Source organism: Actinomadura sp. 21ATH (assembly GCF_041951345.1).
Taxonomy (GTDB): domain Bacteria; phylum Actinomycetota; class Actinomycetes; order Streptosporangiales; family Streptosporangiaceae; genus Spirillospora.
Map to the genome: position 1 here is coordinate 216,380 of NZ_JBGNUR010000004.1, position 26,496 is coordinate 242,875.

The following is a 26,496-nucleotide window of genomic DNA, read 5'->3' on the forward strand; positions in this document are numbered from 1 at the left end:
CCCATGAGCGCCGCCTACGGGCTGGCCGGGGTCGTGCTGGTGGTGCTGGCGACCGTCCTCATCGGCACCCTCGGCCTGCGCATCTCCCGCACGACCTCCGACTTCTACGTCGCCTCCCGCACGGTCACGCCGCTGCGCAACGCGTCGGCGATCGGCGGCGAGTACCTGTCGGCCGCCTCGTTCCTCGGCATCGCCGGGCTCATCCTCGCCTACGGCGCCGACATGCTGTGGCTGCCGGCCGGCTGGACCGGCGGCTACCTGGTGCTGCTGGTCCTGGTGTCGGCGCCGCTGCGGCGCTCCGGCGCGTACACCCTCGCCGACTTCGCCGAGGCGCGGCTGGAGTCGATGGCGGTGCGCCGCGTCACCAGCGTGCTGGTGGTCCTGATCGGCTGGCTCTACCTGCTGCCCCAGTTCCAGAGCGCCGGGCTGGTGCTGCGCACCGTCGCGGGCGCGCCCGCGTGGGCGGGCAGCGTGCTGATCGCCGTGGTCGTCGCCGTGGCCGTCCTCGCGGGCGGCATGCGCAGCATCACGCTGGTCCAGGCGTTCCAGTACTGGCTGAAGCTGACCGCGCTGGCCGTACCGCTGATCTTCCTGGTGCTGGCCTGGCGGTACGACGGCGCCCCCGGCCTGGACCGCGACACCCCGCCGCGCTTCCCCGACCGCACCACCGTGACGGCCGGGCTCGCCGTCACCGTCCGGGTCGCCGAGCCGGTCACCGTCACCGCCGAGGGGACGCTCGACGGGCGGCCGTACGACGGCGCCGCCGTCGCGCTCGAACCCGGGCCGCACCACCTCGACGGGGACACGGCCGTCACGTTCCCCGCGGGCGCGCTCGTCCCGCACGCCGACGGCACCGAGACCGTCACCGACCGCGAGTGGGCCATGCCGCTGACCGGGCGCGAGCACTCGCTGTACGCGACGTACTCGCTGATCCTCGCCACGTTCCTCGGCACGATGGGGCTGCCGCACGTCCTCGTCCGCTTCTACACCAACCCGGACGGGAAGGCCGCGCGCCGCACGACCGTCATCGTGCTGTCGCTGCTCGGCGCGTTCTACCTGCTGCCCGCTTTGTACGGAGCGCTCGGCCGGCTCTACACGCCCGAGCTGCTGATGACCGGGCGCACCGACGCGGTCGTCCTCACCCTGCCCGGCCGGGTCATCGGCGGGCTCGGCGGCGACCTGCTCGGCGCCCTGGTGACCGGCGGCGCGGTCGCGGCGTTCCTGTCCACGTCGTCCGGCATCACGGTGTCGGTCGCGGGCGTGCTCGGGCAGGACATCCTGCGCGGCGGCGTCCGCTCGTTCCGCGCCGCGACGCTGCTCGCGCTGACCGTGCCGCTCGGGCTGTCGATCGCGGCCCGCTCGCTGGCGGTCGCCGACGTGGTCGGGCTGGCGTTCGCGGTCGCCGCGTCCACGTTCTGCCCGCTGCTGGTCCTCGGCATCTGGTGGCGGCGGCTGACCGTGGCGGGCGCGCTCGCCGGGCTGGTGACCGGCGGCGCCCTGGCCGGCGCCGCGGTGGTGGTCACGATCGCGGCCGGGCCGCCGGGCGGGCTGGCCGGCGCGCTGCTCGCCCAGCCCGCCGCGTGGACGGTGCCGGCCGCGTTCGCCGTGATGATCGTCGTCTCGTGGTGCACGCCGCGCCGCGTCCCGCCCGGCGTGGCCCGGATGATGGTCCGGCTGCACGCCCCGGAGTCGCTCGACGTCGACCGCGGGACGTGGCGGCCGAAACGGGTGTGACCGCCCGGCGCTCCGTCCGCCGCGCCGTGCCGTTCGCCGCACGGAACGTACCGTTCACCGACGCCGGGCGTAGATCAACGCGGCCGACCGGCGCCTGACCGCAGCCGCCCGGCCGCGCCCTCGATCGAAAACGGGCGTTTCCTTACGGTTGCGCGTGACCGCCGTCACACCGAAGGAGGGGTCGTGGCCATCGACAGACAGGCCGGCGGCACCGTTTACGAACGGTTCCAGGGCAGTACGGAGTTCCAGGAGCTGCGGCGCAGGTTCCGCCGCTTCGCCTTCCCGATGACCGCCGCCTTCCTCGCCTGGTACCTGCTGTACGTCGTGCTGTCCGGCTGGGCGCGCGGCTTCATGGGCACCAAGGTCATCGGCGAGATCAACGTGGCGCTGGTCTTCGGGCTGCTGCAGTTCGTGTCCACGTTCCTGATCGCCTGGCTGTACTCGCGGCACGCCGGGCGCCGACTCGACCCGCTCGCCGATGGCCTGCGCACCGCGGTCGAGTCCGACGGCGAGGTGGAGAAGAAATGAGCCACGAGACCCTCGCCGTCACCCTCTTCCTCCTCTTCGTCGCCGGCACCCTGCTGATCACCGTCTGGGCCAGCCGGAACACCAAGGACGCCACCGACTTCTACGCCGGCGGGCGCTCGTTCAGCGGCGTCCAGAACGGCCTGGCGATCGGCGGCGACTACATGTCGGCCGCCTCGTTCCTCGGCATCGCCGGGCTCATCGCCCTCTACGGCTACGACGGCTTCCTCTACTCGATCGGCTTCCTCGTCGCCTGGCTGGTGGCGCTCCTCCTGGTCGCCGAGCTGCTCCGCAACTCCGGCCGGTTCACGATGGCCGACGTGCTGGCGTTCCGGATGAGCCCGCGCCCGGTCCGCACCGCCGCCGGCGTCTCCACCATCGCGGTGTCGATCTTCTACCTGCTGGCGCAGATGGTCGGCGCGGGCGCCCTGGTCGCCCTGCTGTTCGGCTTCACCTCCGAGTTCGCCAAGGCCGCGACCATCGCGCTGGTCGGCGCGCTGATGATCGTGTACGTGGTGTTCGGCGGCATGAAGGGCACCACCTGGGTGCAGATCGTCAAGGCCATCCTGCTGATGGGCGGCGCCACCCTCGTCACCGTCCTCGTCCTCGGCGAGTTCGGCTTCAACCTCTCCACGCTGCTGCGCGACGCCGCCGACCAGAGCGGCAAGTCCGGCGCGTTCCTCGAACCGGGCCTCCGGTACGCCACCGAGGCGCAGGGGCTGGCCGGCAAGCTCGACCTGATCAGCCTCGGGCTGGCCCTGGTGCTCGGCACCGCCGGCCTGCCGCACATCCTGATCCGCTTCTACACCGTCCCGACCGCCCGCGACGCCCGCAAGTCCGTGCTGTGGGGGATCGGCATCATCGGCGCGTTCTACCTGCTCACCCTGGTCCTCGGCTTCGGCGCCGCCGCGCTGGTGGGGACGAACGCGATCCGGGAGGCGAACCCGGCCGGCAACACCGCCGCACCGCAGCTCGCCGAACGGGTCGGCGAACTCGTCTTCGGCGAGGCGGGCGGCACGATCCTGCTCGCCATCATCGCCGCCGTCGCGTTCGCCACGATCCTGGCGGTCGTCGCGGGGCTCACGCTCGCCTCGTCCTCCTCGTTCGCCCACGACCTGTACGCCCACGTGTTCAAGAGGGGCAAGGCCACCGAGCGCGACGAGGTCCGCGTCGCCCGCATCGCCGCCCTGGTGATCGGCGCCGTCGCGATCGTCCTCGGCATCTTCGCCCAGCGGCTGAACGTGGCGTTCCTGGTCGCGCTGGCGTTCGCGGTCGCCGCGTCCGGCAACCTGCCCGCCATCCTCTACAGCCTGTTCTGGAGAAGGTTCAACACCGCGGGCGCCGTCTCCGCCATCTACGGCGGCCTCGGCGCGGCCCTCTTCCTGGTGGTCTTCTCGCCGGTCGTGTCCGGCTCCGACAAGGCCCTGTTCACCGGCGCCGACTTCAGCTGGTTCCCGCTGGAGAACCCGGGCATCGTCTCGATCCCGTTCGGCTTCCTGTGCGGCTGGCTCGGCACGATCCTCAGCAAGGAGAGCAACCCGGCCAAGTACGCCGAGATCGAGGTCCGCTCCCTCACCGGAGCGGGCGCCGAACAGGCGACCAAGCACCAGTAGACGCCGCGCGGCCGACCAGCGCCCGGCACCGCGCGGCCGCGGCCCCGCCTCCCCCAGAAGGCGGGGCCGCGCCACGTCGGCCCTGCGTGGAATCCTTTACCTTCCATTGCCGTGATCTCGAACAGTGATCTACCGACTACAGCTAGTTTCCTCTCGTGCCCAAGACAGATCACGAGATGCCGCTGGAAATGGTCCGTGAGCGGCCGGCTCTCGTCCCCGAACTCCTCCGGACCATGTTCGACATCGACATCCCCGCCGGCGACAGGATCTTCCTGGGATCGGAGACGCTGAACGACTGCGACCCGGCGGAATACCGCTGCGACGCGACCGTCATGGTCGGCGATCCGCTCGAGCCGGACCTCGGCGTCATCTGCGAAGTCCAGATGAGGCCGAGCAAGCAGAAGAGCTACACCTGGCCCGTGTACATGGCGACGTTGCGCGCACGCCGGAAGTGCCCGGTGATCCTGCTCGTCCTCTGCCCCGACAGGGCCACGGCGATGCGCTGCGCCGAAGGGATCGACCTCGGTCACCCGGACTGGGTGCTCAACCCTCTCGTCCTCAACCTGGCCGACATGCCGCCGGTCACCGATGTGGAGCAGGCGCGCCGTGCTCCTGAACTCGCCATCCTCGGCACCGCTGCCGCGAGAGAGCCGACGCGTCCCGTCCTGGAGGCGTTCTGTGCCGCGCTGGAGGCCATGCCCGCCGACCGCGCGCTGAAGTACCATGACCACGTGGCGTCACTGCTGTCCAGCACAGCAGAAAAGATCCTGGAGGACATCTTGTCCCTGAGTACCTACGAGTTCAAAAGCGAGTTCGCACGTAGGCACCGCGCCGAGGGACGCGCCGAGGGAGAGGCCAACGGCGAGGTCAAGTCGTTGCTCATCGTCCTGGCGGCGCGTGGGCTGGAGCCCTCGGCGGACCAGCGGGCGCGGATCGAGTCCTGCGATGACCTCGGGCAGTTGGAAGTCTGGCTGAAGCGGGCCGTCACGGCGGAGTCGGTCGGCGAGGTGCTCGGCTGAGGAGGCGCTGGAGGGCTTCGGCGCAGGTTTCGATGTTGGGGACGGAGCAGGTCTCGTCGGTGACGTGGGCCTGCTCCGGGTCGCCGGGGCCATAGATGACGACGGCCGGGTCGCCCAGTTTGGGCTTCAGGACCGAGGCGTCGGTGAAGTAGGTCGCGTCCGGCCGGGGCGGGGTGCCGGGGGCGAGGAGTTCGAGGGTCTCCGCCACGGCGGACGGGGCGGTGGCGACGCCGGGGAGGTCCATCAGCGTCTCCAGGGTGACGTCCGGGCCGCACAGGCCGGTGAGGGCGGTGCGGGCCTGGGACGAGTCGTACGCCGGCGTGGTGCGGAAGTCGATCGTCATCTCGGCGTGATCGGGGACGAGGTTGGGCTGGACGCCCGAGTGGAACGTGCCGACGTTGGCGGTGGCGCCGCCGGGCCAGGCGCGGGCGTGGACGCGCAGGGCCGCCTCGGCGAGGGCGGCGATGGCGTTGCGGCCCAGGTCGGGGCGGGAGCCGTGGGCGGAGACGCCGCGGGCGGTGGCGCGGAGCCAGAGGGCGCCCTTGTGGCCGAGGACGACCCGGCCGGCGGTGGGCTCGGCGACCAGGAGGAGGGGCGTGGGCGCCAGGGCGGCCGGGTCGATGAGGGCGGCGCCGTCGCAGCCCGTCTCCTCGCCGAAGGTGAAGATCAGCTGGAGCGGCGCGCCGGTGCTCAGGGCGGCGTGGACCTGGGCGGCGACGCCGGCCTTCATGTCGCTGCTGCCGCGGCCCCGGAGGCGGCCGTCGACGATGTCGCCGCTGAACGGCGAGAACGACCACTCGTCCTCGGTCGCGGGGACGGTGTCCAGGTGGCCGGTGAACGTGACGGACGGCTCCCCGCGGCGGGCGATCAGGTTGGCGCGGCCGGGGACCGGCTCGTCGACGGTGATGGCGAAGGCGCCGCCGAGCACGTCGGCGACCAGGTCGGCGGCCTGGCGCTCGTTGCCGGCGCGGGTGTCCAGGCGGACGAGGGCCTGGGCGAGTTCGACGGCGTTCATCGGGTCTCCTTCGCGCGGGTGCTGTCCCTGACGACGAGCCGGGGGACCAGGGAGATGTGGGCGCGGGAGGCGCCGCCGGCGGCGCCGAGGAGGCGCACCGCCTCGGCGGCGATCTGGTCGCGCGGCTGGTCGACGGTGGTGAGGGCCGGTTCGCCGAGGCGGGCGAACTCGATGTTGTCGAAGCCGGTGACCTGGACGCGGGCGGGGACGTCGATGCCGTGCGAGCGGCAGGCGCGGGTGACGCCGAGCGCGATGAGGTCGTCGGCGCAGACGATGGCGTCGGGGAGGTCGGGCAGGCGGTCGATCGCCTCCTCGCCCCACTCGACGGTGTAGTCGCCGAGGAGGATCCACTCGTCCCGGACGGTCATGCCCGTCTCGGCGGCGCGGCGGCGGAAGCCGTCCAGGCGCTGCTCGCTGGAGGAGTTGGTGAGCCGGGAGCCGACGAACGCGGCCGAGCGGGCGCCGCCGGCGTGCAGGTGGTCGACGACCTGGCGCATCGCGGCGATGTCGTCCACGCCGACCCAGTCGGTGTCGGTGCCGGCGACGAACCGGTCGAGCTGGACGAGCGGGAGCCGGTCGGCCGTCTCCTGGACGGCGGGGCCGCTCTCGGTGCCGTGGCTGGGGCTGACGATGATGCCGTCGACGTTGCGCGCGACCAGGGAGGCCAGCCGGCGGGCCTCGATCCGCGGGTCGGAGCGGGCGTCGCAGAGGAAGAGTTCCTTGCCCTCCTGGCCGAGGACGTGCTCGACGCTCTCGACCAGCGAGGTGAAGAACGGGTTGGTGATGCTCGGGACGACCATCCCGACGGTGCCGGTGCGGCCGTCGCGCAGCGCGCGGGCGATGGAGTTGACCTGGTAGCCGAGGTCGTCGGCGGCGCGCCGGACGCGCCGCGCCATGTCCTCGGAGACCTGGCCCCGGCCGGACAGCACGCGCGAGACGGTGGCCGTGGACACGCCCGCGCGGGCGGCGACCTCGGCGATGGTGACCCGCTGCAATCGTTTACCTCCATGAAACGATCCGCAACCGGTTCTTCATCGGTTGCCGCTGCTGAGGCGAGTATAGGGCCTTGACTGCCTGCGGATATATAGCTTACGTTCACTGGCACTTCATCTGAAATCGATTACAGCAAGGGAGCCGGGGATGGCGGAGTCGTCCGGGCTGGGTGTGTTCCCGCCCAAGCCGAACGCGATCAAGGAGCTGTTCGGCACCGGCAAGGCCGTCATCGGCGCGGTGCACCTGCCGCCGCTGCCGGGCAGCCCGCACTACGAGGGCGTGCCGCTGGACGAGATCTCGGTCTTCGCGATCGAGGAGGCCCGCGGCTACCTGGAGAACGGCTGCCACGGCGTCATCGTCGAGAACCACTGGGACATCCCGTTCCCGAAGCCGGGCGAGCACGGGTACGAGACCGCCGCGTCGATGGCCGTGGTGACCCAGCGGGTGCGGGCGGCACTGGCCGAGGGGCGCTCGGGCTCGGTGGGCGTGAGCGTGCTGTCGAACGCGGCCGAGTGCTCGATCGCCTCGGCGTGGGCGGCCGGCGCGGGCTGGGTCCGGGTCAACCAGTGGGCCAACGCGTACGTGGCGAACGAGGGCATCATCGAGGGCCGGGCCGCGACGGCGACCCGGTACCGCAGCCGGATCGGCGCCAAGCCGGTCAAGGTGTTCGCCGACGTGCACGTCAAGCACGGCTCGCACTCGATCGTCGCGGACCGGTCGCTGGCCGAGCAGACCGAGGACGCCGAGTTCTTCGACGCCGACGTGCTGATCGCTACCGGCTCCCGGACCGGCGACGCGGCCGCGATCGACGAGGTGCGGGGCATCGCGTCCTCGACCGTGCTGCCGGTGATCATCGGGTCCGGGATCAGCGCCGCCAACATCGGGACGCTGCTGCCGGCCTGCGACGGCGTGATCGTGGCCTCGTCGGTCAAGGACAACGGGCGCTGGTGGGGCCGGGTCGACCCGGCCAAGGTGCGCGAGCTGACCGCCGCCGCGCGGGCCGCGGGGGCCGAGCTCCCGTGATCGTCTTCTGTGGCTACGCGAACGCCGACCTGACCGTCGGCGTCCCGGTGCTGCCCGGCGCCGGGGAGCGCGTGCAGGCCACCCGGATCGACCGCGGCGACGGCGGCATGGGCGCCAACGCCGCGGTCGCCGCCGCGCGGATGGGCGCCCGCGTCCGGTTCGCGGGGGTCGTGGGGGACGACCCCATGAGCGAGGTCTTCCTGGCCCGGCTCGGGGAGGACGGCGTCGACGTCTCCTGGACGGCGCGCGGCGGGACGCTGACCACGTCGGTCATCCTGCTGACCCCCGACGGGGAACGTTCCATCATCAGCCAGGACGACGAGCTGACCGTCGCGCACGTCGCCGGGATCGCGGCGAAGGTGGGCGGCGGCGACCTGCTCTACCTGGACGGATACCGTTTCCCTGGGGCCGCGGACGTGGTCGGCGGCGCCCGGGTCGTCGTGGACCTCGACGGGGCCGAGACCGCGGCGGCGGCGCGCGCCGCGCTCCGCGCCGCGGAGCATGTGATCGTCGGCCGGGAGCAGGCGGCCCGGCTGATCGGGGACGACGCCGCCCTCGCGGCCGCGGCGGAGGCGGCGGGCACGCACCTGATCGTCACCGCCGGGCCGCGCGGCTGGACGCTGTTCGCCCCGGACGGCGAGCGGTACGACGGGCGCGCGATCAGCGTCGAGACGGTCGACGCGACCGGCGCCGGCGACTGCTTCGCCGGCACGTACTGCGCCGAGATCGACCGCGGGACGGCCCCGGTGGAGGCGGCGCGGTTCGCCGCCGTCGCCGCGGGCCTGTCCTGCACCCGGCCGGGCGCGCGGGACGGGTCGCCGACCCGGGCCGCCGTCCGCGCCTATCTCGACAGTTCCATGGGGCCCACCCCGCCCGCCCCGGGAGAAGCCGCCGAGGGATCCGACGAAAGAGACCCAGCATGAAGAGAACGGTGACGGCGCTGGCCGCGCTCTGCCTGGCGGTGACGACCGTGGGCTGCGACGTCCAGGCCCGCAAGGAGATCGAGGCCGAGAAGAAGGCCCAGGAGCAGGGGCCGCCCCCGCCGGAGCGGATCGCGCAGTCCTGCAAGGTGGAGGGCCGCGCACCGAAGATCGGGATCGTGCCGATCAACCTCCAGGCGCTGTTCTTCAACCAGATCAACACCGGTGCGAAGACGGTGGCGGACAGGGCGGGCGCGCAGACGCAGATCGTCAACGGCAACGACGACTCCACCACCCAGGCCAACGCCATCGACGACCTGGTCGCCAACAAGTACGACGCGATCATCGTGGACGCGGTCGACACCGAGGGCATCAAGCCCGCGATCCGGCGCGCGAACGCGGCCGGGGTGAAGGTCGTGGCGGTGGACGCGACGGTCGACGACCCGGCGGTGTCCACGCAGGTCGGCACGGCCAACGCCGAGGGCGGCCGGCAGCTGGCCGAGCACCTGAACAAGATCTCCGGCGGCGAGGGCGAGATCGGCATCGTCGGCGCGCTCAACAGCACGGTGCAGCTGGAGCGGCAGAAGGGCTTCACCGACACGATCACCGCCAAGGGCATGAAGATCAAGACGGTGGTGGACGGCCGCAACATCCAGGAGAACGCCCAGACCGCGGCCGAGAACCTGCTCACCGGCAGCCCCGACCTGCCGTACGCGTACGCCACCGGCGAGCCGGCCCTGATCGGCCTGGCCGCGGCGGTGAACTCGCAGCGGCGGAGCGAGGACGTCAAGGTCGTCGGCTGGGACCTGTCCACGCAGGCGGTCGACGGCCTGCGGGCCGGCTGGATCGTCGGCGTCGTCCAGCAGAACACCTTCAGGTTCGGGCATGAGGCCATGAACGCGGCGATCGACCTCGCCTGCGGCCGCACCCCGGCCAAGGACGTCCCGGTGCCGACGCAGATCGTCACGCCGGAGAACGTGCGGGACTACCTGTACTACCTGGAAAAGTGAGCAGGTGAAGTGAGCATGAGCGACACACCGCTGGTGAGCCTGCGCGGCATCACCAAATCGTTCGGCGCGGTGCAGTCCCTGCGCGGGGTCGACCTGACGCTGAACCCCGGCGAGGTGCTCGGGCTGGTCGGCGACAACGGCGCCGGCAAGTCCACGCTGATGAAGGTGCTGGCCGGGGCGCTGCGGCACGACTCCGGGACGATCTCCCTGGACGGCCGCGAGGTCCGCTTCGGCAGCCCCGCCGACGCGCGGGCCGAGCGGATCGGGATCGTCTACCAGGACCTGGCGCTGTGCGACACCCTGGACGTCGGCAGCAACCTGTTCCTGGGCCGCGAGCCGCGGCGCGGGCCGTTCATCGACCGCAAGGAGATGCACCGCCGGGCCGCGGACATGCTGTCCGACCTGCACGTGCGGGTGAAGTCCACGCACCAGGAGATCGGCCACCTGTCCGGCGGGCAGCGCCAGGCGGTCGCGATCGCGCGGGCGGTCTCGTTCCAGCCCCGCGTGCTGATCCTGGACGAGCCCACGGCGGCGCTGGCGGTCGCCGAGGTCCGCCAGGTGCTCGCCATGATCCGCCGGGTGGCCGAGCAGGGCGTCGGGGTCATCCTGATCACCCACCGGCTCCAGGACCTGTTCGAGGTCTGCGACCGGATCACCGTGATGTACGAGGGCCGCAGCGTCGAGGACGAGAAGATCGCCGACCTCGACATCGAGCGGCTGGTGGGCATGATCACCCGCACGAACGCCGAGGAGGCCGCTTGATGTCCGTGCAGACGGCTCCTGAGCGCAAGGCGACGGTGACGGCGTCCAGCCCTGGGCTCTGGGAACGTGCCAACAAGGCGACGCTGGCGATGCTGGGCGTCACCGTGGTGCTGTTCCTCGGCTTCGGACTGGCCGCCGACAACTTCCTGACGTTCGGCAACCTGACCAACCTGGCCACCCAGATCTCCATCACGCTGATCGTCGCGGTGGCGATGACGTTCGTGATCAGCACCGGCCAGATCGACCTGTCGGTCGGCTCGACGGTCGCGTTCGTGGCGGTGGCCACCGCCGAGCTGCTCCAGGCCGGCTGGGACTCCTCGCTGGTCATCGTGGCCGGGCTGGCGGCCGGGCTGTTCTGGGGCGCGGTGAACGGCTGGCTGTCGGCCTACCAGAAGATCCCGCCGTTCATCGTCACGCTGGCGACGATGTCGGTGATCCGCGGGCTGGCGCAGCTGTGGACCGAGGGCTTCTCGGTGCCGATCGACAAGCGGCTGTTCGTCGCGAAGATCGGGGACGCGGAGTTCCTCGGCCTGTCGGTGCTGGCCTGGATCGCGATCGTCGTCGTGGCCGCCGGCGCGGTGCTGCTGTCGAAGATGCGGTTCGGCACGTACGTCAACGGCATCGGCTCCCAGGAGGAGTCGGTGCGCCGGGCGGGCGTCAACACCGACCGGATCAAGATGATCACGCTGATGCTGGCCGGGCTGGCGGCCGGCGCGGCCGGGATCCTCACCGCGGCGCGGCTGGGCTCCGGCTCCGCCAACTCCGGCGAGGGCTTCGAGCTGACCGTGATCGCGGCGGTGGTGCTGGGCGGCACCAACCTGTTCGGCGGGCGCGGCACGGTGGTCGGCACGATCATCGGCGCGGTGATCACCGGCGTGATCGCGAACGGGCTCACGCTGCTGGGCGTCAGCCCGTTCCTCACCCCGATCGTCACCGGCCTGGTGCTGATCGCGGCGATCTGGATCAACCTGCGCGGCCGGACGTTCGCCGACCTGTTCGCGCACCTGTCAGGGAAACGATGACGGAAGTGATGACGGTGACCGGCCCCGCCCCCGCGGCGGGGCTCGGTCTCACCCTCACCCACGAGCACCTCTGGAACGACGTCCGCGGCGCGGTCGGCGAGCCCGCCGATCCCGCGCTGCGGTTCCTGCGCGACGCCCGCACCACGCCCGAGCTGGCCTGGCTGCTGCGCGAGAACCCGTACTCCTGCCTGGACCACTGCGTCCTGGACGACACCGGCGCGATGCTGGAGGACCTGCTCGCGTTCGCCTCGTCCGGCGGCGGCACGATCGTGGACGTCACCCCGCCGGGTCTCGGCCGCGACCCGCTGGTGCTGCGCTCGCTCGCCGAGCGCAGCGGCCTGCGGATCGTCATGGGATCCGGCTGGTACCTGGAGGCGTACCACCCGCCGCACCTGGCCTCCTCCACCGAGGAGGAGCTGGCGGCCGGACTCGTCGCCGAGTTCGCCGGCGGCGCGGACGGCACCGGCGTCCGGCCCGGCGTGATCGGGGAGATCGGCGTCTCGCCGGACTTCACGCCCGCCGAGCACCTGGCGCTGCGGGCCGCGGCGCGGGCGCAGCGCGAGACGGGCGTGCCGCTGTACGTGCACCTGCCCGGATGGCGGCGGCGCGCGCACGAGGTCCTCGACATCGTGCTGGGCGAGTACGGGGTGCCGCCCGGCGCCGTCGTGCTCTGCCACATGGACCCGTCGGGCGGCGACCCCGCGTACCAGAACGCGGTCGCGGACCGGGGCGTCTGGCTGGAGTTCGACATGATCGGGATGCCGTACCGGTATCCCGGCGAGGGCCAGTCCCCGGCACCGCACGAGACCGCGCGGGCCGTCGCCGGCCTGATCGAACGGGGCCACGGGCGGCGGCTGCTGCTGAGCCACGACGTGTTCCTCAAGGGGATGCTCACCCGGTACGGGGGCAACGGCTTCCGCTACGTCCCCGCCCTGTTCCTGAACCGCCTCGCGGAGCTGGGCGTCCCGGCCGGGGACGCCGCGGACCTGCTGCGGGGCAACCCGGCCCGGCTCTTCGAGTCGGCCGCAACCAAGAGCTAGAAGGAGTTTCGACATATGAGCCGCGTCCTCATCGCCGGCGAGAGCTGGATCACCCAGTCCACCCACATCAAGGGCGTGGACCACTTCACGGCCAGCTCGTACGTCGTCGGCGTCGGACCCCTGCGCACGGCGCTGGAGAGCCGCGGGCACGAGGTCGTGCACCTGCCCGCGCACCTGGTGCCCGCGGAGTTCCCCGACGACCCGTCGGGGTACGACGTGGTCGTGCTGTCCGACATCGGCGCCAACTCGATCCAGCTGTCGCCCCAGGTGTTCGAGCGGGCGCGGCCGGGCGCCGACCGGCTCGGCGCGCTGCGCTCCTGGGTCGAGGGCGGCGGCGGGCTGCTGATGGTGGGCGGGTACCTGTCGTTCACCGGGTTCGAGGGCAAGGCGGCGTTCCGCAACACCGCCCTGCACGAGGTGCTGGCGGTCGAGCTGCTCCCCGAGGACGACCGGGTCGAGCTCCCGGCGGGCGGCACCGCGGCCGTCGCCGACGCGTCCCACCCGGCGCTCGGCGGCGTCTCCGGCGACTGGCCCGCGCTGCTCGGCTACAACCGGACGCGGCCCCGGCCCGGGACGAAGGTGCTGGCCACGCTGAACGGCGACCCGCTCGTCGCCGTCGCCGAGTACGGGCGGGGCCGGTCGGCCGTCTTCACCTCCGACTGCTCCCCGCACTGGGCGCCCACCGCGTTCTGCGAGGACTGGGACGGATACGCCAAGGTGTTCGGCGGCCTCGTCGAGTGGCTCGCCGAGTGAGCGGGGCACCGAGCGGGGGACACGGCGGGAGCCGGTCGCGGGAGCTCGTCGAGAGCTGCTCCGGCGTGCTGGAGCAGGCGCTGAACGTCCGCTTCATCACCGAGGTGCACAAGGGCGAGGTGAGCGACGCGACCTACGCCGGCTACCTGCTCATCGAGGAGGCGTTCGTCGAGACGGCGGCGCGGCTGCACGGCCTCGCCGTCTGGGACGCCCCGGACCGGGACGCGCTGGAGCGCAACTCGGCCGCCGTCCACGCCCTCACCACCGAGCAGGCGGACTACTTCCGGGCGGCGCGCGCCGCCTGGCCCGTCCGGGCGGAGCTGGGCGAGGCGGCGCTGGCCCGCGCGAACCACCTGTCGACGTTCGCGCTGGAGACGGCGCGCACCGGCGGCTACGCGGCCGTCACGACGATGCTGTTCGCCGCCGAGACGCTCTACCTCACCTGGTGCACGCGCGCGCACGAGGAGGGGGCGGTGCGTCCCGGCCCGATCGCGGACTGGGTGGCGCTGCACGCGCGCGAGCCGTTCCGCGGGGGAGTGGCGGCGCTGGCGGAGCAGGTCGACCGGCTCGACCGGCCCGGCTCGGAGCTGGCGCTGTGGTTCACCGGCATGCTCAAGGCCGAGATCGTCTTCCACGACGCCCTGTACGAGTAGGGCGCCGGAGCGGCCGCCGTGCGGGCGGGCGCCGGTCTGATGGCGGGCGGGTGCGGGTTCCGTTCCGCGCCCGACCGCCATTGATCACGTTCCGGCCCGGTTCCGGACACCCGCGCCGGGGACGCTCCTTGCAGCCCCACCCAGCACAGGAGCGTCCATGCCTCGCACAGCCCCCTTCGCCCTCGCCGGAACGCTCGCCGCGATCGCGGCGCTGACGGCCCTGCCGGCCCCGGCGCACGCCGCCCCGGCCCCGCCGGCGCCGCCCGCGCCGTCCGGGTTCGTGCCGCGGACGGACCCGCTCCCGGCCGAGCTGCGGCCCATGATGGCGAACCCCCGCAAGCCCCAGGGCACCGCCAAGGGCGTGGTCATCGGCGGTGACCAGGGCGGCCACCGCGTCGTCGTCATGAACGCGCGGCCCCGCACCTGGACCGAGCGGAGCGCCAGGTGGACGTGGACGCCGACCGCCGCCAACGGCTTCGGCGACGTCGCGAGCGGCTGGAGCCTCCCGTCCGACGTGCGCGTCCGCACGGCCAAGGGCCGGACCTACGTGCTGGCGGCCGACTCGAAGGGCTTCCTGGGCGCGGTGCAGTACCCGTCCGGCAAGCGGCTCTGGGCGACCAACGCCGGCGCGCCCAGCAACCCGCACGCCACGGAGCTCCTTCCCGACGGCAACGTCGCGGCGGCGGCGAGCACGGGCGGGTGGATCCGCGTCTACACCGCCTCGCAGGGGGCGGCGTCCGCCGCGTACGCCGAGTTCAGGCTCAAGGGCGGCCACGGCGTCCTGTGGGACCCGCGGCGCGAGGTGCTCTGGGCGATCGGCGACGACCACCTCGTCTCGCTGAAGGTCGGCGGCACCGCCGCGAAGCCCGCGCTGGAGGAGCGGAGCCGGATCGCGCTGCCGAGCCAGGGCGGCCACGACCTCGCCCCCGTGTACGGGAACCGCGACCGCCTCTGGATCACCACCAACCACGGCGTCTACCAGTACTCGAAGTCCCGGAAGGCGTTCACGAAGTCGTACCGCCACTCCGGCGACGTCGACCTGCCGGTGGTGAAGGCCGTGGGGAACAACCCGTCCACCGGGCAGGTGGTGCTGACGCGGCCGAAGGCGGGGTGCGCGACGACGTGGTGCACCGACACCGCCGAGTTCTTCGGCTCGCGCTCGATGGACGCGACGCGCACCCTGCCGGGGGCGCAGTTCTACAAGGTGCGCTGGTTCGTGGCCGCCTACCAGTGACCGCCTGCCGGTGACCGCCTGTCGCCGAGCCCGGCCAGCCACCGCCGCAGCAGCGTCTCGGCCATCAGCTGTCCCATGGTCTCCCCTCGGAGAAGCGATGCGGGGGCGGAAAGTGGGCGCGCTAGGTATCAGAGAGTGAGAAGGAAGCACGCCCGGAGCCGCCCCCGCGCGATCACCTTAGACCGGGGGGAGATGTGGCCTTCATTCGGTTTCGCGGGTCAGAGCTTCTTGGCGGTCTGGACCGTCTTGGCGAGCGCCTCCAGGATGGGGGCGCAGCCGGCGTAGGAGAAGACCGGCTCCGGGTTCCAGCCGATGACCTGGTTCGCCTTGACGGCGGGCAGGTCGCGCCAGGCCGGCTTGGACGCCAGGTCCTTGGGCTGGAGGGCCTGGGTGCGGCTGTCGAGCATGAGCAGGTCCGCCTCGTACTTGTCGGCGTTCTCCCAGCTCAGCTCCTCGAAGTAGCCGTCCTTGTTCAGCTTGTCCGGCGTGATCAGCTCGACCCCGAGCTCCTTGAAGTAGATCAGGTCGGTGTTCTTGCCCGGGTTGGAGGCGTAGAACAGGTCGGCGCTGCCGGAGCAGGCCAGCACCTTCAGCCCGCCGTTGGCCTTGACGGCGGCGCGCACCGACTCGGCGGCCTTCTCGAACCGGGCCTTGTCCTGGGCGACCTTGGCCGACCTGGGGTCGGCGCCGAGCGCGGCGGCCAGCTGGGCGTAGCGCTCGATCGGCTTGGTCAGCGTGATCGCGCCGGTGGAGATCGCCAGGCCGGGGGCGAGCGCGTAGATCTTGTCGGCGCTCTCGGCCGGGACGTAGAACAGGTTCGGCTCGACGAACATGTTGTCGATCAGCAGCTCGGGGCGCAGCGCGGCGTACTTCTCCAGGTTGAACTCGCCGTACGCATTCCCGATGATCTCCAGCTCGTCGACCGGCAGCGAGCCCGCCTGCGGGTCCACGCTGCCGTCCTGCCGCTTGGCCGGGCCGTAGATGCCGACGATCTGGTCGGTGATGCCGAAGTCGCGGAGCGCGGCGCCCGCGCCGACGTAGGTGACGATCCGCCGCGGCCGCGCCTTGAGGTCGATCTTCTTGCCGCGGTCGTCGCTGAACGTCCAGGCCCCGCCGCCGGCCGCGGCCTTCGCGCCGCCGTCGCCTCCGCCGCACGCGCTGATCAGGGCGCCGAGCGCGGCGGCGCCGCCGGCGGCCATGAAGCCGCGGCGGGAGAGCTGGGAGGCCCGGGAATTCGACATGGGTGTTCCGTCCTGCCTTGCGAAGATGATCCTTTGTGCGGGATTAGGTTAACCTAACCTAATTACTTGTCCAGAGACCGGCGTCACGTTCGCGCCGGCCGTCCCCGGAGTCCGTACGTTGCCCCACACGCCATGCCCCTCATGAAGGCCCCGCCGGCGCCGGCGCCGGCGCCGCCCGCCGCGAAAGGGGCGCCCGGCGGCCGCGGCGGGCGCCGCCTCACCCGGGCGGCCGGGCTGGCCGCCGCCGTCGCCGTGCTCGCGGCCGTGGCGCTGCTGAGCCTCGCCGTCGGCGCCCGGCAGCTCTCGCTCGCGGAAGCGTGGAACGGTCTGTTCGACAGCGGCGCGGAACACTACACGGTCGTCCGCGAGATGCGCCTGCCGCGCACCCTCCTCGGCCTCCTGGCCGGCGCGGCCCTCGGCCTGGCGGGCGGCGTCATGCAGTCGCTGACCCGCAACCCCATCGCCGACCCCGGCATCCTCGGCATCAACGCGGGCGCCTCGGCCGCCGTGGTGTCGGCGATCTCGTTCCTCGGCATCGGGTCGTTCACCGGATACGTGTGGTTCGCCTTCGCCGGATCGGGCGCGGTCGCCGTGCTGCTGTACGCGGTCGGCGGCGGGCGCGGCGCCACCCCGGCCCGGCTCGCGCTGGCCGGCGCCGCGCTGAACGCCGCGCTCTACTCCTACGTCTACGCCGTCCAGCTCCTCGACACCGCGTCGCTGGACCGGATGCGGTTCTGGACGGTCGGCTCGCTGGCCTCCGCGCAGCCGAGCACGATCGTCCGGGTGCTGCCGTTCATCGCGGCCGGCATCCTGCTGGCGCTGGCGCTGGCCCGCCCGCTGAACGCCCTGTCGATGGGCGAGGACGCGGCCCGCGCGCTCGGCTCCCGGCCCGGCGCCACCCGCGCCGCCTCGATCGTCGCGGTCACGCTGCTGTGCGGCGCCGCCACCGCCGCGTGCGGCCCGATCGTGTTCATCGGCCTGATGGTGCCGCACATGGTGCGCGCGCTGACCGGGCCGGACCTGCGCTGGGTGCTGCCGTACGCGGCCGTCCTGGCGCCCGCCCTGATGCTGGGCGCCGACGTCGCGGGACGGGTGGTCGCCCGTCCCTCAGAGATCCAGGTGGGGGTCGTCACCGTGATCATCGGCGGGCCGCTGTTCCTGGCCCTGGTACGGCGCCGCCGGATGGCCGCCTCATGAGCCGGCCGGCGATGACGCGGGATCTGGTGATCCGTACCGGCGGCGGGCTGTCGCTGCGCTGGCCGCCGCGCGGCTTCGCGGTCGGGCTGCTGTGCGCGCTGGCCGCGTTCGGGATCGGCGTGCTGGCCATCGGCGGCGGCGACTACCCGATGAGCCCGGACGTCGTGCTGAGGACGCTGCTGGGGAACGGCGGCCCGGCCGAGACGTTCATCGTCCACGAGCTGCGGCTGCCGCGGGTCGGGACCGCGCTGATGACCGGCGCGGCGCTCGGCCTGGGCGGCGCGATCTTCCAGTCGCTGTCCCGGAACCCGCTGGGCAGCCCCGACATCCTCGGCTTCACGCAGGGCGCCGGGGCGGGCGTGCTCGCCATGATCGTCCTGTTCGGCGGCGGCAGCCTGGCGGTCGCGGCCGGCTCCGTCCTCGGCGGCCTGGCGACCGGCGCGGTCGTGCTCGCGCTGACCGGCCGGAACGGCGCGCACGGCACCCGCCTGGTGCTGGTCGGCATCGGCATCGCCGCGATCCTGACCGGGGTGAACGGCTACCTGCTCACCCAGGCGCAGATCACCGAGGCGGCACGGGCCGTGCTGTGGCTGACCGGCAGCCTGGACGGCCGCGACTTCGGCGACGCGTTCCCGCTGGCGATCGCGCTGGCCGTGCTGGTCCCGCTGGTCCTCGCCTGCTGCGGCCGGCAGCTGCGGATGCTGGAGATGGGCGACGACGCGGCCAGCGCGCTGGGCGTGCCGATCGGCCGCGTCCGGCTGCTGCTGCTCGGCGCGGCCGTGCTGCTGGTCTCGTTCGCCGCCGCGGCGGCGGGCCCGGTGGCCTTCGTGGCGCTGACCGCGCCGCAGCTGGCCCGGCGGCTGACCCGGACCCCCGGCCCCAACCTGCTGCCCTCGCTGTTCATGGGCGCCGCGCTGATGATGGCGGCCGACTTCGCCGGGCAGCGCCTGTTCCCCGGGCACCAGCTCCCCGTGGGCGTGGTGACCGGCCTGATCGGCGGCGCCTACCTGGTCTGGCTGCTGGCCGCCCAGCGCAGGTCGGGCCGCATCTAGCGGCTCAGAACGGGCGGTTGCGGCCGCGGTCGGCGTCCATCCGGGCCCAGGCCGCGTCCCACAGGGCGTCGCGGTGCCGGTCGCAGCGGCGGCGTACCAGCAGGTAGGCGAGCAGGACGGGCGCCCCTGCGGCCAGCGTGGCGGCGAACGCGGCGTACATCGCGTCGGTCACCGTGCGGCTGTGCGGGCGCGGGCGGACGGCCGGGGCGCCCTCCCGGTCGACCCAGATGCGCCGCGTCTGGCCGACCTCGGCGTCCTTCCAGCTCGGCAGCGTCCCGGTGCGGGTCCGCTCCCCGTCCGGGCCCGGCTCCGGGCGCGCCCAGGTGGCCTGGAGCGTCTCGTGGACGTAGTACGGGTCGCGGGAGGAGGTGCCGCCGGTGGCCACGACCGTGGCGACCACCTCGCGGCGCTCGGCGCGCTCGGCCCGCTCGGCCCGGCTCCCGAGGTCGTACGCCCAGGCCGCGGCCCACGAGGCGAGCGGGACGGCGATCGCGACCAGCAGCACGAGGAGGCCGACCGCGATCCGGCGCTGGGCGCGGTCGACCGGCCGGCGCAGGACGTTGCGCTCCAGGCCGAGGCGCCGCCGCAGCCTGCGGCGCGGCCAGGGCGGTCCCGGCGCCGGCCCCCCGGCTCCCTCGCGCATCGACGCCACCTCCCCCGCGGAGCGTGCCCACCTGCCCGGATCCGGTGCTCCCGTATGAGGCCCTTGCCCTATTTGTCTAGGATATTCCTCCGGTCGCGGACCGCACAGGCCACCCGGGCGGCCGGGCCGGGGCCGGCCGGCGCCCCGTCAGGCGGCCTCGGCGCGGCGGGCCAGCTCGTCGAAACCGGCGCGGATCCCCTCGGCGAGCACGTCCAGATCCGGCATCCCGTCGAAGTCGCCGGTCAGCCCGAACGTCAGCCGCCCCTCGTACGAGAAGACCGCGACCCCCGCCCGGACGCCGAACGCCAGCGGCACGAACGGGTAGAGCCCCACCAGCCTGCGCCCCAGCACGTACAGCGGGAACGGCGGCCCCGGCACGTTGGTCACGACCGTCTGCACCAGCGGCTGGGTCCGGCTCAGCGCGTACCGCGAGCCCAGCGCCATCAGCGTCGGCGCGAACCCGGCCAGCCTCGCCAGCGCCTCCCCGCCCGCCGCCTGGTGGGTGCGCTTCACCTCGTTCATCTGGCCGCGGATCTCGAACAGCGTCCGGCGCGGGTCCTCCTCGCCGACCGGCAGGTTCACCAGCACGCCCGACACCCGGTTGCGGACCTCGCCGCGCTCGTCCTCCGCCCGGACCGACACCGGGACCAGCGTCCGCACCCGCGTCCCCGGCTCCAGCTCGCCGCGCCCTTCCAGGACGGCGCGGAAGCCGCGGGCGACCGCCGCGAGGATCACGTCGTTGACCGTCCCGCCGAACGCCTTGCGCACCAGGCGGATCTCGTCCAGGTCCGCGTGCGTCCACATCCAGCGGCGGTGCGGGCCGATCGGGCCGTTCAGCGAGCCGGTGGTGGGGCGGGCCAGCCGCTCCAGCGCCTTCGGCAGCTCGATCCCCAGCCCGCGCAGCGTGCCCGGGCTCGCCAGCCGCCGCGCCGCCCCTGGCAGGCCCGCCGCCCCGCGCAGCGGCGCCGCGGCCGCGCCGCGCGCCGTGCCCGCCAGCATCGCCGCGCCCGAGGGCGCCGGCCGGGCGGGCGGCAGCTCGGTGGACGCGGGCGGTTCGGCGTCCGGCGTCACGTCGAACAGCGCGGTCATCAGGTCCACGCCGCCGACCCCGTCCACGACCGCGTGGTGGACCTTGGTGATCGCCGCCCAGCAGCCGTTCTCCAGGCCCTCCACCAGCCAGATCTCCCAGAGCGGCTTGGACAGGTCCAGCCGCTGGGACAGCACCCGGCCGGCCAGGTTCCGCAGCTGCTCGGGCCGTCCCGGCGCCGGAACGGCCGTGTGCCGGACGTGGTAGAGGATGTTGAAGTGCGGGTCGTCCGCCCAGATCGGCCGGCCCAGGTGCAGCGGAACGGGCCGGACCCGCTGCCTGTAGCGCGGTATCCCGGGCAGCTTGCCCAGCACCGCCCGGACGATCTCCCCGTACGACGGCGCCGGTCCCTCGAAGACCGTCACCGACGCGATGTGCAAGGGGGTGTCGGGTGATTCGGCGAAGTAGAAGCCGGCGTCGAGGCCGCTCATCCTTTCCCAGTCCGCCATGGCGCGCGTCCGTTCTGCCGAGGGGGTGCGTACGGGCCTTCCCGGCGAGGCCGCGTCCAATCGGGCGGACCGGGATCGGCCTCAGGCGGCCGCCGTCCGGGGCTCGCGGGCCCCGGGGGCGGTGCGCTCGCGGATGAACGCGCCCGCCTCGTGCAGCGCCGCCAGCCCCTCGGGCACCAGGTCGGCGAAGACCTGGAAGACGTGCACCTGCCCCTCCCAGATCTGGAGCCGGCACGGCACGCCCGCCTCGGCCAGCCGCGCGGCCATCAGCTCGGCGTCGGGCAGCAGCATCTCGGTGGAGCCGACCTGGATCAGCACCGGCGGCAGCGCGGCCAGCGGGCCGTTCACCGGCGACAGCAGCGGATCGGGCGGGCCCTCGCCGCCAGCGAGCAGCTCGGCCAGCCGCTCCACGCGGCGGGCCGGCAGGTAGGCGTCCAGGGCCGCGTTGGCGTGCGCGACCTTGGCCGTGTGGTCCAGGTCGGTGAGCGGCGCCAGCGCGACGATCCCGGCGGGGGAGGGCAGCCCCTCGTCCAGGGCCTTCAGGACGGCCGCGAACGCCAGGAAGCCGCCCGCCGAGTCGCCCGCGACCACGATCCGCTCCGGCGGCGTGCCCTCGTCCAGGAGGCGGCGGTACGCGGTGACGCAGTCGGCGACCGACGCCGCGAGCGGGACCGCCGGCAGCCGCCGGTAGGCGACCGAGAGCACCGGCGCGCCGGACGCGGCCGAGATCCGGGCGATCATCCGGCGGTGCGTGCGCAGCCCGCAGGAGAAGAAGCCGCCGCCGTGGAAGTAGAGGACGGCGCGGCCGCTCTCGGCGCCCGGGGCCCGCACCCATTCGGCCGGGAAGCCGTCGAAGCCGGCGGGCTCCACCTCGGCCCAGCGCGGCGCCGGCAGCGCCAGCGGGGCGGCGAGGTCGACCGCGAACGCCGGCCGCAGCCCGCGCGGGCTGAGCGGCCAGTGCGACAGCACGGGGCCGATCGTCATGCGCAGCCCGCGGGCCGTCAGCCGGGCCCGCACGGTCGTGCCGGGCCGGGACTCGATCACCGGTTCCATCGCCGGTCCCATCGGCGCCTCCCTCCGGGCGGGGCCGGCTCCTGACCTAACGGTCACTTGGCGGCCCGGATCAACGTCCCACCAGGGAAAAGACCTGTCAAGAGGGGCGGATTTCAAGATTGTTCCGTGACAAAACGCCCGGCCGTCCTTGTCAGGAAGGGACGGAAACCGCCTGCGCCGGCGGGGTCTCCCCGTCGCCGCCCCCCGCGCCGTCCCGGACGGCGGCGGCCAGCGCCAGCACCGCGCCGAGCGCGCACAGCCCCGCGGTGATCCAGAAGATCTCCTGGTACTCGGTGCGCAGCGCGTCCCGCACGGCCTCCTCGTACGCCGCCAGCTCCCGCCGGAACTGCTCGGCCGGCTTCAGGAACGGCATCGGCGTCTGAAGATCGGCCGTCAGCGAGTGGAACCGGTGGAAGCCCCACGCCGACAGCGCCGAGATCCCCAGCAGCATGCCCATCATCCGGGCCACCACCACCGCCGCCGACGCCACCCCGTGCCGCGCCGCCGGAACGGCGCGCAGCACGGCCGACGACACCGGCGCGATCACCAGGCCCAGCCCGAGGCCGGTCACCACCAGGTCCACGTCCATCCGGGGGAGCGGCCCGTAGGAGGCGGCCGCCAGATCCGCCGGCCAGCCCGCGATCAGCAGGTAGCCCGCCGCCGAGATCGCCATCCCCGCCGCCATCGGCCACCGCTCGCCCACCCGCCGGGCCAGCACCCCGCCGAGGACGGCGGCGAACGGCAGCGCCACCAGGAACCGCGTCAGCAGCAGCGCGCCCTCGACCGTGTCCTTGCCGAGCAGCGTCTGCGCCACCAGCACCACGTCCACGAGCGTGACCATCAGCGCCGCCCCGGACAGGAAGCTCACGCCCAGCGTCGCCAGCAGCGGCCCGCGGCGCACGCCGGACAGGTCCAGCAGCCGGGTGCGCGTCCTGGCCTCCCACAGCCCGAACAGGACCAGGACGGCGGCGCCCGCCGCCACCACCGGCAGGCCCCAGGGCGGCAGCGCCGACTCCTCGGGCTCGGGGTTGTAGAGGCCGCCCACCAGCAGGGCGAGCCCGGCGGCGAGCAGCAGCCCGCCGACCCAGTCCACGCCCGGCCGCTCGCCGCCCGGGCCGCCGGATCCGCTCGGCCGCCCAGCGGGTACGGAGACGTGCACGGCCGCCATCGCCAGCGCGGTCAGCGGCAGGTTGATCCAGAAGATCAGCCGCCAGTCGTCCAGCAGCGCCACGACCGCGGCGCCGTACAGGGGGCCGAGCACGCTGCCCAGCTCCTGCGCCGCGCCCACCGCGCCGAGCACGACCGGCCGCCTGCGCTCGTCCCAGAGGTCGCCCGCCAGCGCCATCGTCACCGGCAGCAGCGCGCCGCCCGCGACCCCCTGCACGACCCGGCCGGCCGTCAGGAGCGGCACGTCCTGCGCCAGCGCCGTGACCACCGACCCGGCCGCGAAGAACACCAGGCACGCCTGGAGCAGCGCCCGCCGCCCGAACCGGTCCGACAGCTGGCCCAGCAGCGGCATCGCCGCCACGTACCCCAGCAGGAACCCGGTCAGGACGGGCGTCACCCGCTCCAGCCGGTTGACCGGGATCTCCAGGTCCTCGACCACCGCCACCAGCACCGTGGTGACGACGTAGGCGTCCAGCGCCGCCAGCAGCACCACCGCGCCGCCGGCCCCGATCGCGACCCGCCGCCGGCCCGCGCCCGCCCCTCGGCTCACTCGGGTGCTTTGATCTTGTACGGGGCGTCGAACTCGGTGAACGTGATGACGACCGAGCCCTTCCCGCCGCCCTGCGCCGCGGCCGGGATCTCACCCCTGACCTTGAGCAGCCGGTGATCGGCCTTGGCCACCCAGATCTGGCCGCTCACGTCGGTGGTCAGGCCCGGCACCAGCCCGCCGATCGCGTCCCGGGGCAGCGTCGCCCGGACCCGGTGCGACTCCTTGCCGCCGACGCTCTCGGTGGCCTCGGCCTTCACCCCGGTCGCCTTCTGGAGGAGGGCGGAGATGCCGCGCTGCGGGTCGAGCACCGCCGACGGGTCGTACATCGCCGCCGCGATCGCCTTGGGGTAGCGCTGCCAGCCGCCGGTCGCGCCCTTGACGTAGAACGTCTCCCCGGTCGCGACGATCTTCATCTCGACGGTCTGCCCGGACTGCTCCAGTGTCACGGTCCCGTCGGCGTCGCCGCCGCGCAGCAGCTTCAGGTCGCCGCCCCGTACCGGCACCGCCGGCTCGCCCTCGGTGGACAGCGTCAGCCCCAGGCTCTTCAGGCCGGCCATCGCCGTCGCGGCCTGCCTGAGCTCCTGGGCCCCGTCGAACGTCGGCTTGGCGGCGGCGGGCTCGGCCCCCTCGCCGCCCCCGCCGGAGCAGCCGGTCACCGCCAGGGCGGCGGAGAGAACCGGGACCAACAGCACAAGACGACCGCGCAGTCTGGACATAGGCGGACCCTACCGACCGGTCACCGGCCGCGTCACTCGGTACGCGGTATGACATCGCGTCCCCCGCACGGCGTACTTCCCGCTGGCCCGCCGAGGACGGCCGCCGCTAGGATGGCACCCGGCGTGGCGGGGATCACCGGATTCCCGGCCCGCACGCCCGGGGCGGTAGCTCAGCTGGTTAGAGCAGGAGACTCATAATCTTTTGGCCGCGGGTTCGAGTCCCGCCCGCCCTACCGAACGTCCCCCCGCCCGGCGCCTAGGCCGGCCAGGCGGGCGGGCGCTTCTCCAGGAACGAGGCCATGCCCTCCTGCGCCTCCGGGGTCTGGCTGGAGGCGGCCATCACCTCGATCGCGTACGCGTACGCGTCCTGTTCCGGACGGTCCAGCTGCGCGTACATGGCCTCCTTGCCGAGGGCCTTGCTGCGCGCGCTGCCCCGCGTCGCGCGTTCGAGCAGCTCCCTGGTGGCCTTCTCCAGCTCCCCGTCCGGGACGGCGTAGTTGACGAACCCCCACTCGGCGGCCGTGCGGGCGTCCACGACGTCGCCGGTGAGGGCCATCTCCATCGCGCGCTTGCGGCCCACGCTCCGCGCGACCGGGACCATCGGCGTGTGGCAGAACCAGCCGCCCTTCCCGCCCGGCACGGCGAACCCCGCGCTCTCGGCCGCCACCGCCAGATCGCAGCTCGCCACCAGCTGGCACCCCGCCGCCGTCGCCAGCGCGTGCACCCGCGCGACCACCACCTGCGGCACGGACTGGATCGTCCGCATCAGATCGGCGCACGTCCGCAGCAGGCTCCGCGCGTCGGCGTGGGACGCGCCCGCCATGTCGGCGAAGTCGTGCCCCGCCGAGAACACCGGGCCCTCGGCGGCCAGGATGACGCCCCGCGCGTCCGTCCGGCCGGCCTCCCGGAACGCCTCGGCCAGCTCCAGGAGGAAGTCCCGGGACAGGGCGTTGCGCCGCCGCGGGCGGTTCATCGTGATCGTGGTGAAGGGGCCGTCGCGCCGGACGAGAAGGGCATCGCTCATGCCTTCCCCCGTACCCGCCGCGCCGTTGTCGGACGCGCGTCGTACGGTAGGCGTGGTCGACGGACGCGAGGGGGTACTTCCTTGAAGCTGCTCACCGCCACGAACGTTTCCCAGGGCTACCGCGGCAACGACTTCGCCTGGTGCGTCGAGGGCGAGCTCGTCCACATCGGCGTGGTGTGCCCGCGCGACGACGGCGACCCCGACGGGGGCTGCGGCTGCGGGCGCTCGTTCGCCGGTCTCAACTCGCACCGCGCCACCACGACGGCGATGGTCCGCGACGTGCCGGGGTTCACCGACGACGACTACGTGCTGGCGATCCGGTCCAGCCTGGAGCAGCAGGGCTGCGACCCCTCGTTCGCCGAGCACGAGGCCGCGCTGCTGCGCTGCCTGGTGCGCGACTGGCCGGTCGGGGTGATCGTCGAGCGCCGGCTGCACGAGATCGTCGTGCGCCAGGTCGTCCAGCCGTAGGGCTCGTCCGGCCATCGGGTCCGTCCGGCCGCCGGGTCGCCGCCGCTCAGGTGCCGAGCCAGCCGCGGATCTCGGCGTCGGTGCGCGGCAGCAGGCACTACAGCGCCTCCTCCGCCGACGAGCACAGCGGCACCTCCTCGTCCATGCGCAGCATGCGGAACAGCTCCGCCGGGAACGGCCGCAGGCCCACCAGCGCGATGCCGGTACCGCACTCCAGCCCCCGGCGCGCGGTCGCCGCGACCGTGCGCAGCCCCTCGGCGTCGAAGAACGACACCCCGGAGACCTCCAGCACCAGCGGCCGGTCGGCGACCAGGTCGCGCAGCCGCCCCCGGACCGAGGGCGCCGACAGCAGGTCCATCTCGCCGGCCAGCAGCACGTCGGTGTGCCGGTCGCGCTCGACGACGACCATGTCGACGGCGGCCTCCCTCATCGCGTCGTCACCGTGAGCGTCGTCACCGTGGGTGTCTTCACCGTGGGCGTCCTCACTGTGCGGCTGTGCGCGGGCATCCGGCCTGAGAATCTCTCGACCAAGT

26 protein-coding genes and 1 tRNA gene are annotated in these 26,496 nt (G+C 73.6%); 17 read left to right on the forward strand and 10 right to left on the reverse strand.

What is annotated here, in order from left to right; translation table 11 throughout:
* Window positions 1-3: 3 nt before the first annotated feature.
* The 4 genes from ACA361_RS15695 (at window position 4) to ACA361_RS15710 (ending at window position 4,891) form a co-directional block, all read left to right on the forward strand.
* Complete coding sequence (locus ACA361_RS15695; protein ID WP_375012693.1) at window positions 4-1,734, forward strand: cation acetate symporter; 1,731 nt, start codon at window positions 4-6, stop codon at window positions 1,732-1,734.
* A 189-nt stretch (window positions 1,735-1,923) separates the two neighbouring features.
* Window positions 1,924-2,262, forward strand: coding sequence for a DUF485 domain-containing protein (locus tag ACA361_RS15700; protein ID WP_375012970.1), 339 nt, complete (start codon window positions 1,924-1,926; stop codon window positions 2,260-2,262).
* A complete protein-coding gene (locus tag ACA361_RS15705; RefSeq protein WP_375012694.1) occupies window positions 2,259-3,872 on the forward strand; it encodes a cation acetate symporter in 1,614 nt (537 codons plus the stop codon). Before ACA361_RS15700 ends, ACA361_RS15705 begins: the two co-directional genes overlap by 4 nt.
* Window positions 3,873-4,027: 155 nt before the next feature.
* Window positions 4,028-4,891 carry a hypothetical protein gene (locus ACA361_RS15710; protein ID WP_375012695.1) on the forward strand — a complete coding sequence of 288 codons (864 nt, stop codon included), beginning with the start codon at window positions 4,028-4,030 and terminating at the stop codon, window positions 4,889-4,891.
* Here the strand turns inward: ACA361_RS15710 and ACA361_RS15715 are convergent.
* Complete coding sequence (locus tag ACA361_RS15715) at window positions 4,857-5,906, reverse strand: M20 family metallopeptidase (RefSeq protein ID WP_375012696.1); 1,050 nt, start codon at window positions 5,904-5,906, stop codon at window positions 4,857-4,859. The two genes, ACA361_RS15710 and ACA361_RS15715, sit on opposite strands and share 35 nt — an antisense overlap.
* The gene (locus ACA361_RS15720; protein ID WP_375012697.1) at window positions 5,903-6,901 is read right to left on the reverse strand and encodes a LacI family DNA-binding transcriptional regulator; all 999 of its coding nucleotides are present in this window, start codon (window positions 6,899-6,901) and stop codon (window positions 5,903-5,905) included. Before ACA361_RS15720 ends, ACA361_RS15715 begins: the two co-directional genes overlap by 4 nt.
* Window positions 6,902-7,046: 145 nt before the next feature.
* Here ACA361_RS15720 and ACA361_RS15725 point away from each other — a divergent pair, with 145 nt between their 5' ends.
* The 9 genes from ACA361_RS15725 to ACA361_RS15765 all read left to right on the forward strand — a co-directional run bounded on the left by ACA361_RS15725 (window position 7,047) and on the right by ACA361_RS15765 (window position 15,316).
* Window positions 7,047-7,922 (forward strand): BtpA/SgcQ family protein, encoded by an 876-nt coding sequence (locus ACA361_RS15725; RefSeq protein ID WP_375012698.1) that lies wholly within the window; start codon window positions 7,047-7,049, stop codon window positions 7,920-7,922.
* Window positions 7,919-8,845 (forward strand): carbohydrate kinase family protein, encoded by a 927-nt coding sequence (locus tag ACA361_RS15730; RefSeq protein ID WP_375012699.1) that lies wholly within the window; start codon window positions 7,919-7,921, stop codon window positions 8,843-8,845. Before ACA361_RS15725 ends, ACA361_RS15730 begins: the two co-directional genes overlap by 4 nt.
* A complete protein-coding gene (locus ACA361_RS15735; RefSeq protein WP_375012700.1) occupies window positions 8,842-9,852 on the forward strand; it encodes a substrate-binding domain-containing protein in 1,011 nt (336 codons plus the stop codon). Before ACA361_RS15730 ends, ACA361_RS15735 begins: the two co-directional genes overlap by 4 nt.
* 15 nt (window positions 9,853-9,867) lie before the next feature.
* A complete protein-coding gene (locus ACA361_RS15740) occupies window positions 9,868-10,614 on the forward strand; it encodes an ATP-binding cassette domain-containing protein (RefSeq protein ID WP_375012701.1) in 747 nt (248 codons plus the stop codon).
* Window positions 10,614-11,636 (forward strand): ABC transporter permease, encoded by a 1,023-nt coding sequence (locus tag ACA361_RS15745; protein ID WP_375012702.1) that lies wholly within the window; start codon window positions 10,614-10,616, stop codon window positions 11,634-11,636. Before ACA361_RS15740 ends, ACA361_RS15745 begins: the two co-directional genes overlap by 1 nt.
* Window positions 11,633-12,676, forward strand: a complete 1,044-nt coding sequence (locus ACA361_RS15750; RefSeq protein WP_375012703.1) for a phosphotriesterase — start codon at window positions 11,633-11,635, stop codon at window positions 12,674-12,676. The genes ACA361_RS15745 and ACA361_RS15750 overlap by 4 nt, the downstream gene beginning before the upstream one ends.
* Window positions 12,677-12,691: 15 nt before the next feature.
* A complete protein-coding gene (locus tag ACA361_RS15755) occupies window positions 12,692-13,429 on the forward strand; it encodes a glutamine amidotransferase (RefSeq protein WP_375012704.1) in 738 nt (245 codons plus the stop codon).
* Window positions 13,426-14,082 (forward strand): TenA family protein, encoded by a 657-nt coding sequence (locus ACA361_RS15760; protein ID WP_375012705.1) that lies wholly within the window; start codon window positions 13,426-13,428, stop codon window positions 14,080-14,082. Before ACA361_RS15755 ends, ACA361_RS15760 begins: the two co-directional genes overlap by 4 nt.
* Before the next feature lie 157 nt (window positions 14,083-14,239).
* Window positions 14,240-15,316, forward strand: a complete 1,077-nt coding sequence (locus ACA361_RS15765) for a DUF6528 family protein (RefSeq protein WP_375012706.1) — start codon at window positions 14,240-14,242, stop codon at window positions 15,314-15,316.
* Window positions 15,317-15,534: 218 nt separating this feature from the next.
* On the opposite strand, the gene ACA361_RS15770 is transcribed toward ACA361_RS15765, so the two are convergent.
* On the reverse strand, window positions 15,535-16,557 hold the full coding sequence (locus tag ACA361_RS15770; RefSeq protein ID WP_375012707.1) for an ABC transporter substrate-binding protein: 1,023 nt from the start codon (window positions 16,555-16,557) through the stop codon (window positions 15,535-15,537).
* A gap of 141 nt (window positions 16,558-16,698) precedes the next feature.
* Here ACA361_RS15770 and ACA361_RS15775 point away from each other — a divergent pair, with 141 nt between their 5' ends.
* Both ACA361_RS15775 and ACA361_RS15780 read left to right on the forward strand, forming a co-directional pair.
* A complete protein-coding gene (locus ACA361_RS15775) occupies window positions 16,699-17,754 on the forward strand; it encodes a FecCD family ABC transporter permease (RefSeq protein ID WP_375012708.1) in 1,056 nt (351 codons plus the stop codon).
* A gap of 11 nt (window positions 17,755-17,765) precedes the next feature.
* A complete protein-coding gene (locus tag ACA361_RS15780) occupies window positions 17,766-18,806 on the forward strand; it encodes a FecCD family ABC transporter permease (protein WP_375012709.1) in 1,041 nt (346 codons plus the stop codon).
* Between the two features lie 4 nt (window positions 18,807-18,810).
* On the opposite strand, the gene ACA361_RS15785 is transcribed toward ACA361_RS15780, so the two are convergent.
* The 5 genes from ACA361_RS15785 to ACA361_RS15805 form a co-directional block, all read right to left on the reverse strand.
* On the reverse strand, window positions 18,811-19,449 hold the full coding sequence (locus ACA361_RS15785; protein WP_375012710.1) for a hypothetical protein: 639 nt from the start codon (window positions 19,447-19,449) through the stop codon (window positions 18,811-18,813).
* Between the two features lie 147 nt (window positions 19,450-19,596).
* A complete protein-coding gene (locus ACA361_RS15790) occupies window positions 19,597-20,985 on the reverse strand; it encodes a wax ester/triacylglycerol synthase family O-acyltransferase (protein ID WP_375012711.1) in 1,389 nt (462 codons plus the stop codon).
* An 81-nt stretch (window positions 20,986-21,066) separates the two neighbouring features.
* Entirely contained in the window at window positions 21,067-22,050 is a 984-nt protein-coding gene (locus tag ACA361_RS15795) for an alpha/beta hydrolase (protein WP_375012712.1), read from the reverse strand.
* Between the two features lie 139 nt (window positions 22,051-22,189).
* Complete coding sequence (locus tag ACA361_RS15800) at window positions 22,190-23,755, reverse strand: MFS transporter (protein ID WP_375012713.1); 1,566 nt, start codon at window positions 23,753-23,755, stop codon at window positions 22,190-22,192.
* Entirely contained in the window at window positions 23,752-24,471 is a 720-nt protein-coding gene (locus ACA361_RS15805; protein ID WP_375012714.1) for an LppX_LprAFG lipoprotein, read from the reverse strand. The genes ACA361_RS15800 and ACA361_RS15805 overlap by 4 nt, the downstream gene beginning before the upstream one ends.
* A gap of 159 nt (window positions 24,472-24,630) precedes the next feature.
* Between ACA361_RS15805 and ACA361_RS15810 the strand changes: the two genes are divergently transcribed.
* A tRNA-Ile gene (locus ACA361_RS15810) sits at window positions 24,631-24,704 on the forward strand.
* 23 nt (window positions 24,705-24,727) lie between these two features.
* Here ACA361_RS15810 and ACA361_RS15815 read toward each other — a convergent pair.
* Entirely contained in the window at window positions 24,728-25,495 is a 768-nt protein-coding gene (locus tag ACA361_RS15815) for an enoyl-CoA hydratase-related protein (protein WP_375012715.1), read from the reverse strand.
* Between the two features lie 81 nt (window positions 25,496-25,576).
* On the opposite strand from ACA361_RS15815, the gene ACA361_RS15820 reads away from it, so the two are divergent.
* Window positions 25,577-25,963, forward strand: coding sequence for a hypothetical protein (locus tag ACA361_RS15820; RefSeq protein ID WP_366613941.1), 387 nt, complete (start codon window positions 25,577-25,579; stop codon window positions 25,961-25,963).
* Between the two features lie 97 nt (window positions 25,964-26,060).
* On the opposite strand, the gene ACA361_RS15825 is transcribed toward ACA361_RS15820, so the two are convergent.
* Window positions 26,061-26,393 carry an STAS domain-containing protein gene (locus tag ACA361_RS15825; RefSeq protein ID WP_375012716.1) on the reverse strand — a complete coding sequence of 111 codons (333 nt, stop codon included), beginning with the start codon at window positions 26,391-26,393 and terminating at the stop codon, window positions 26,061-26,063.
* Window positions 26,394-26,496 lie beyond the last annotated feature (103 nt).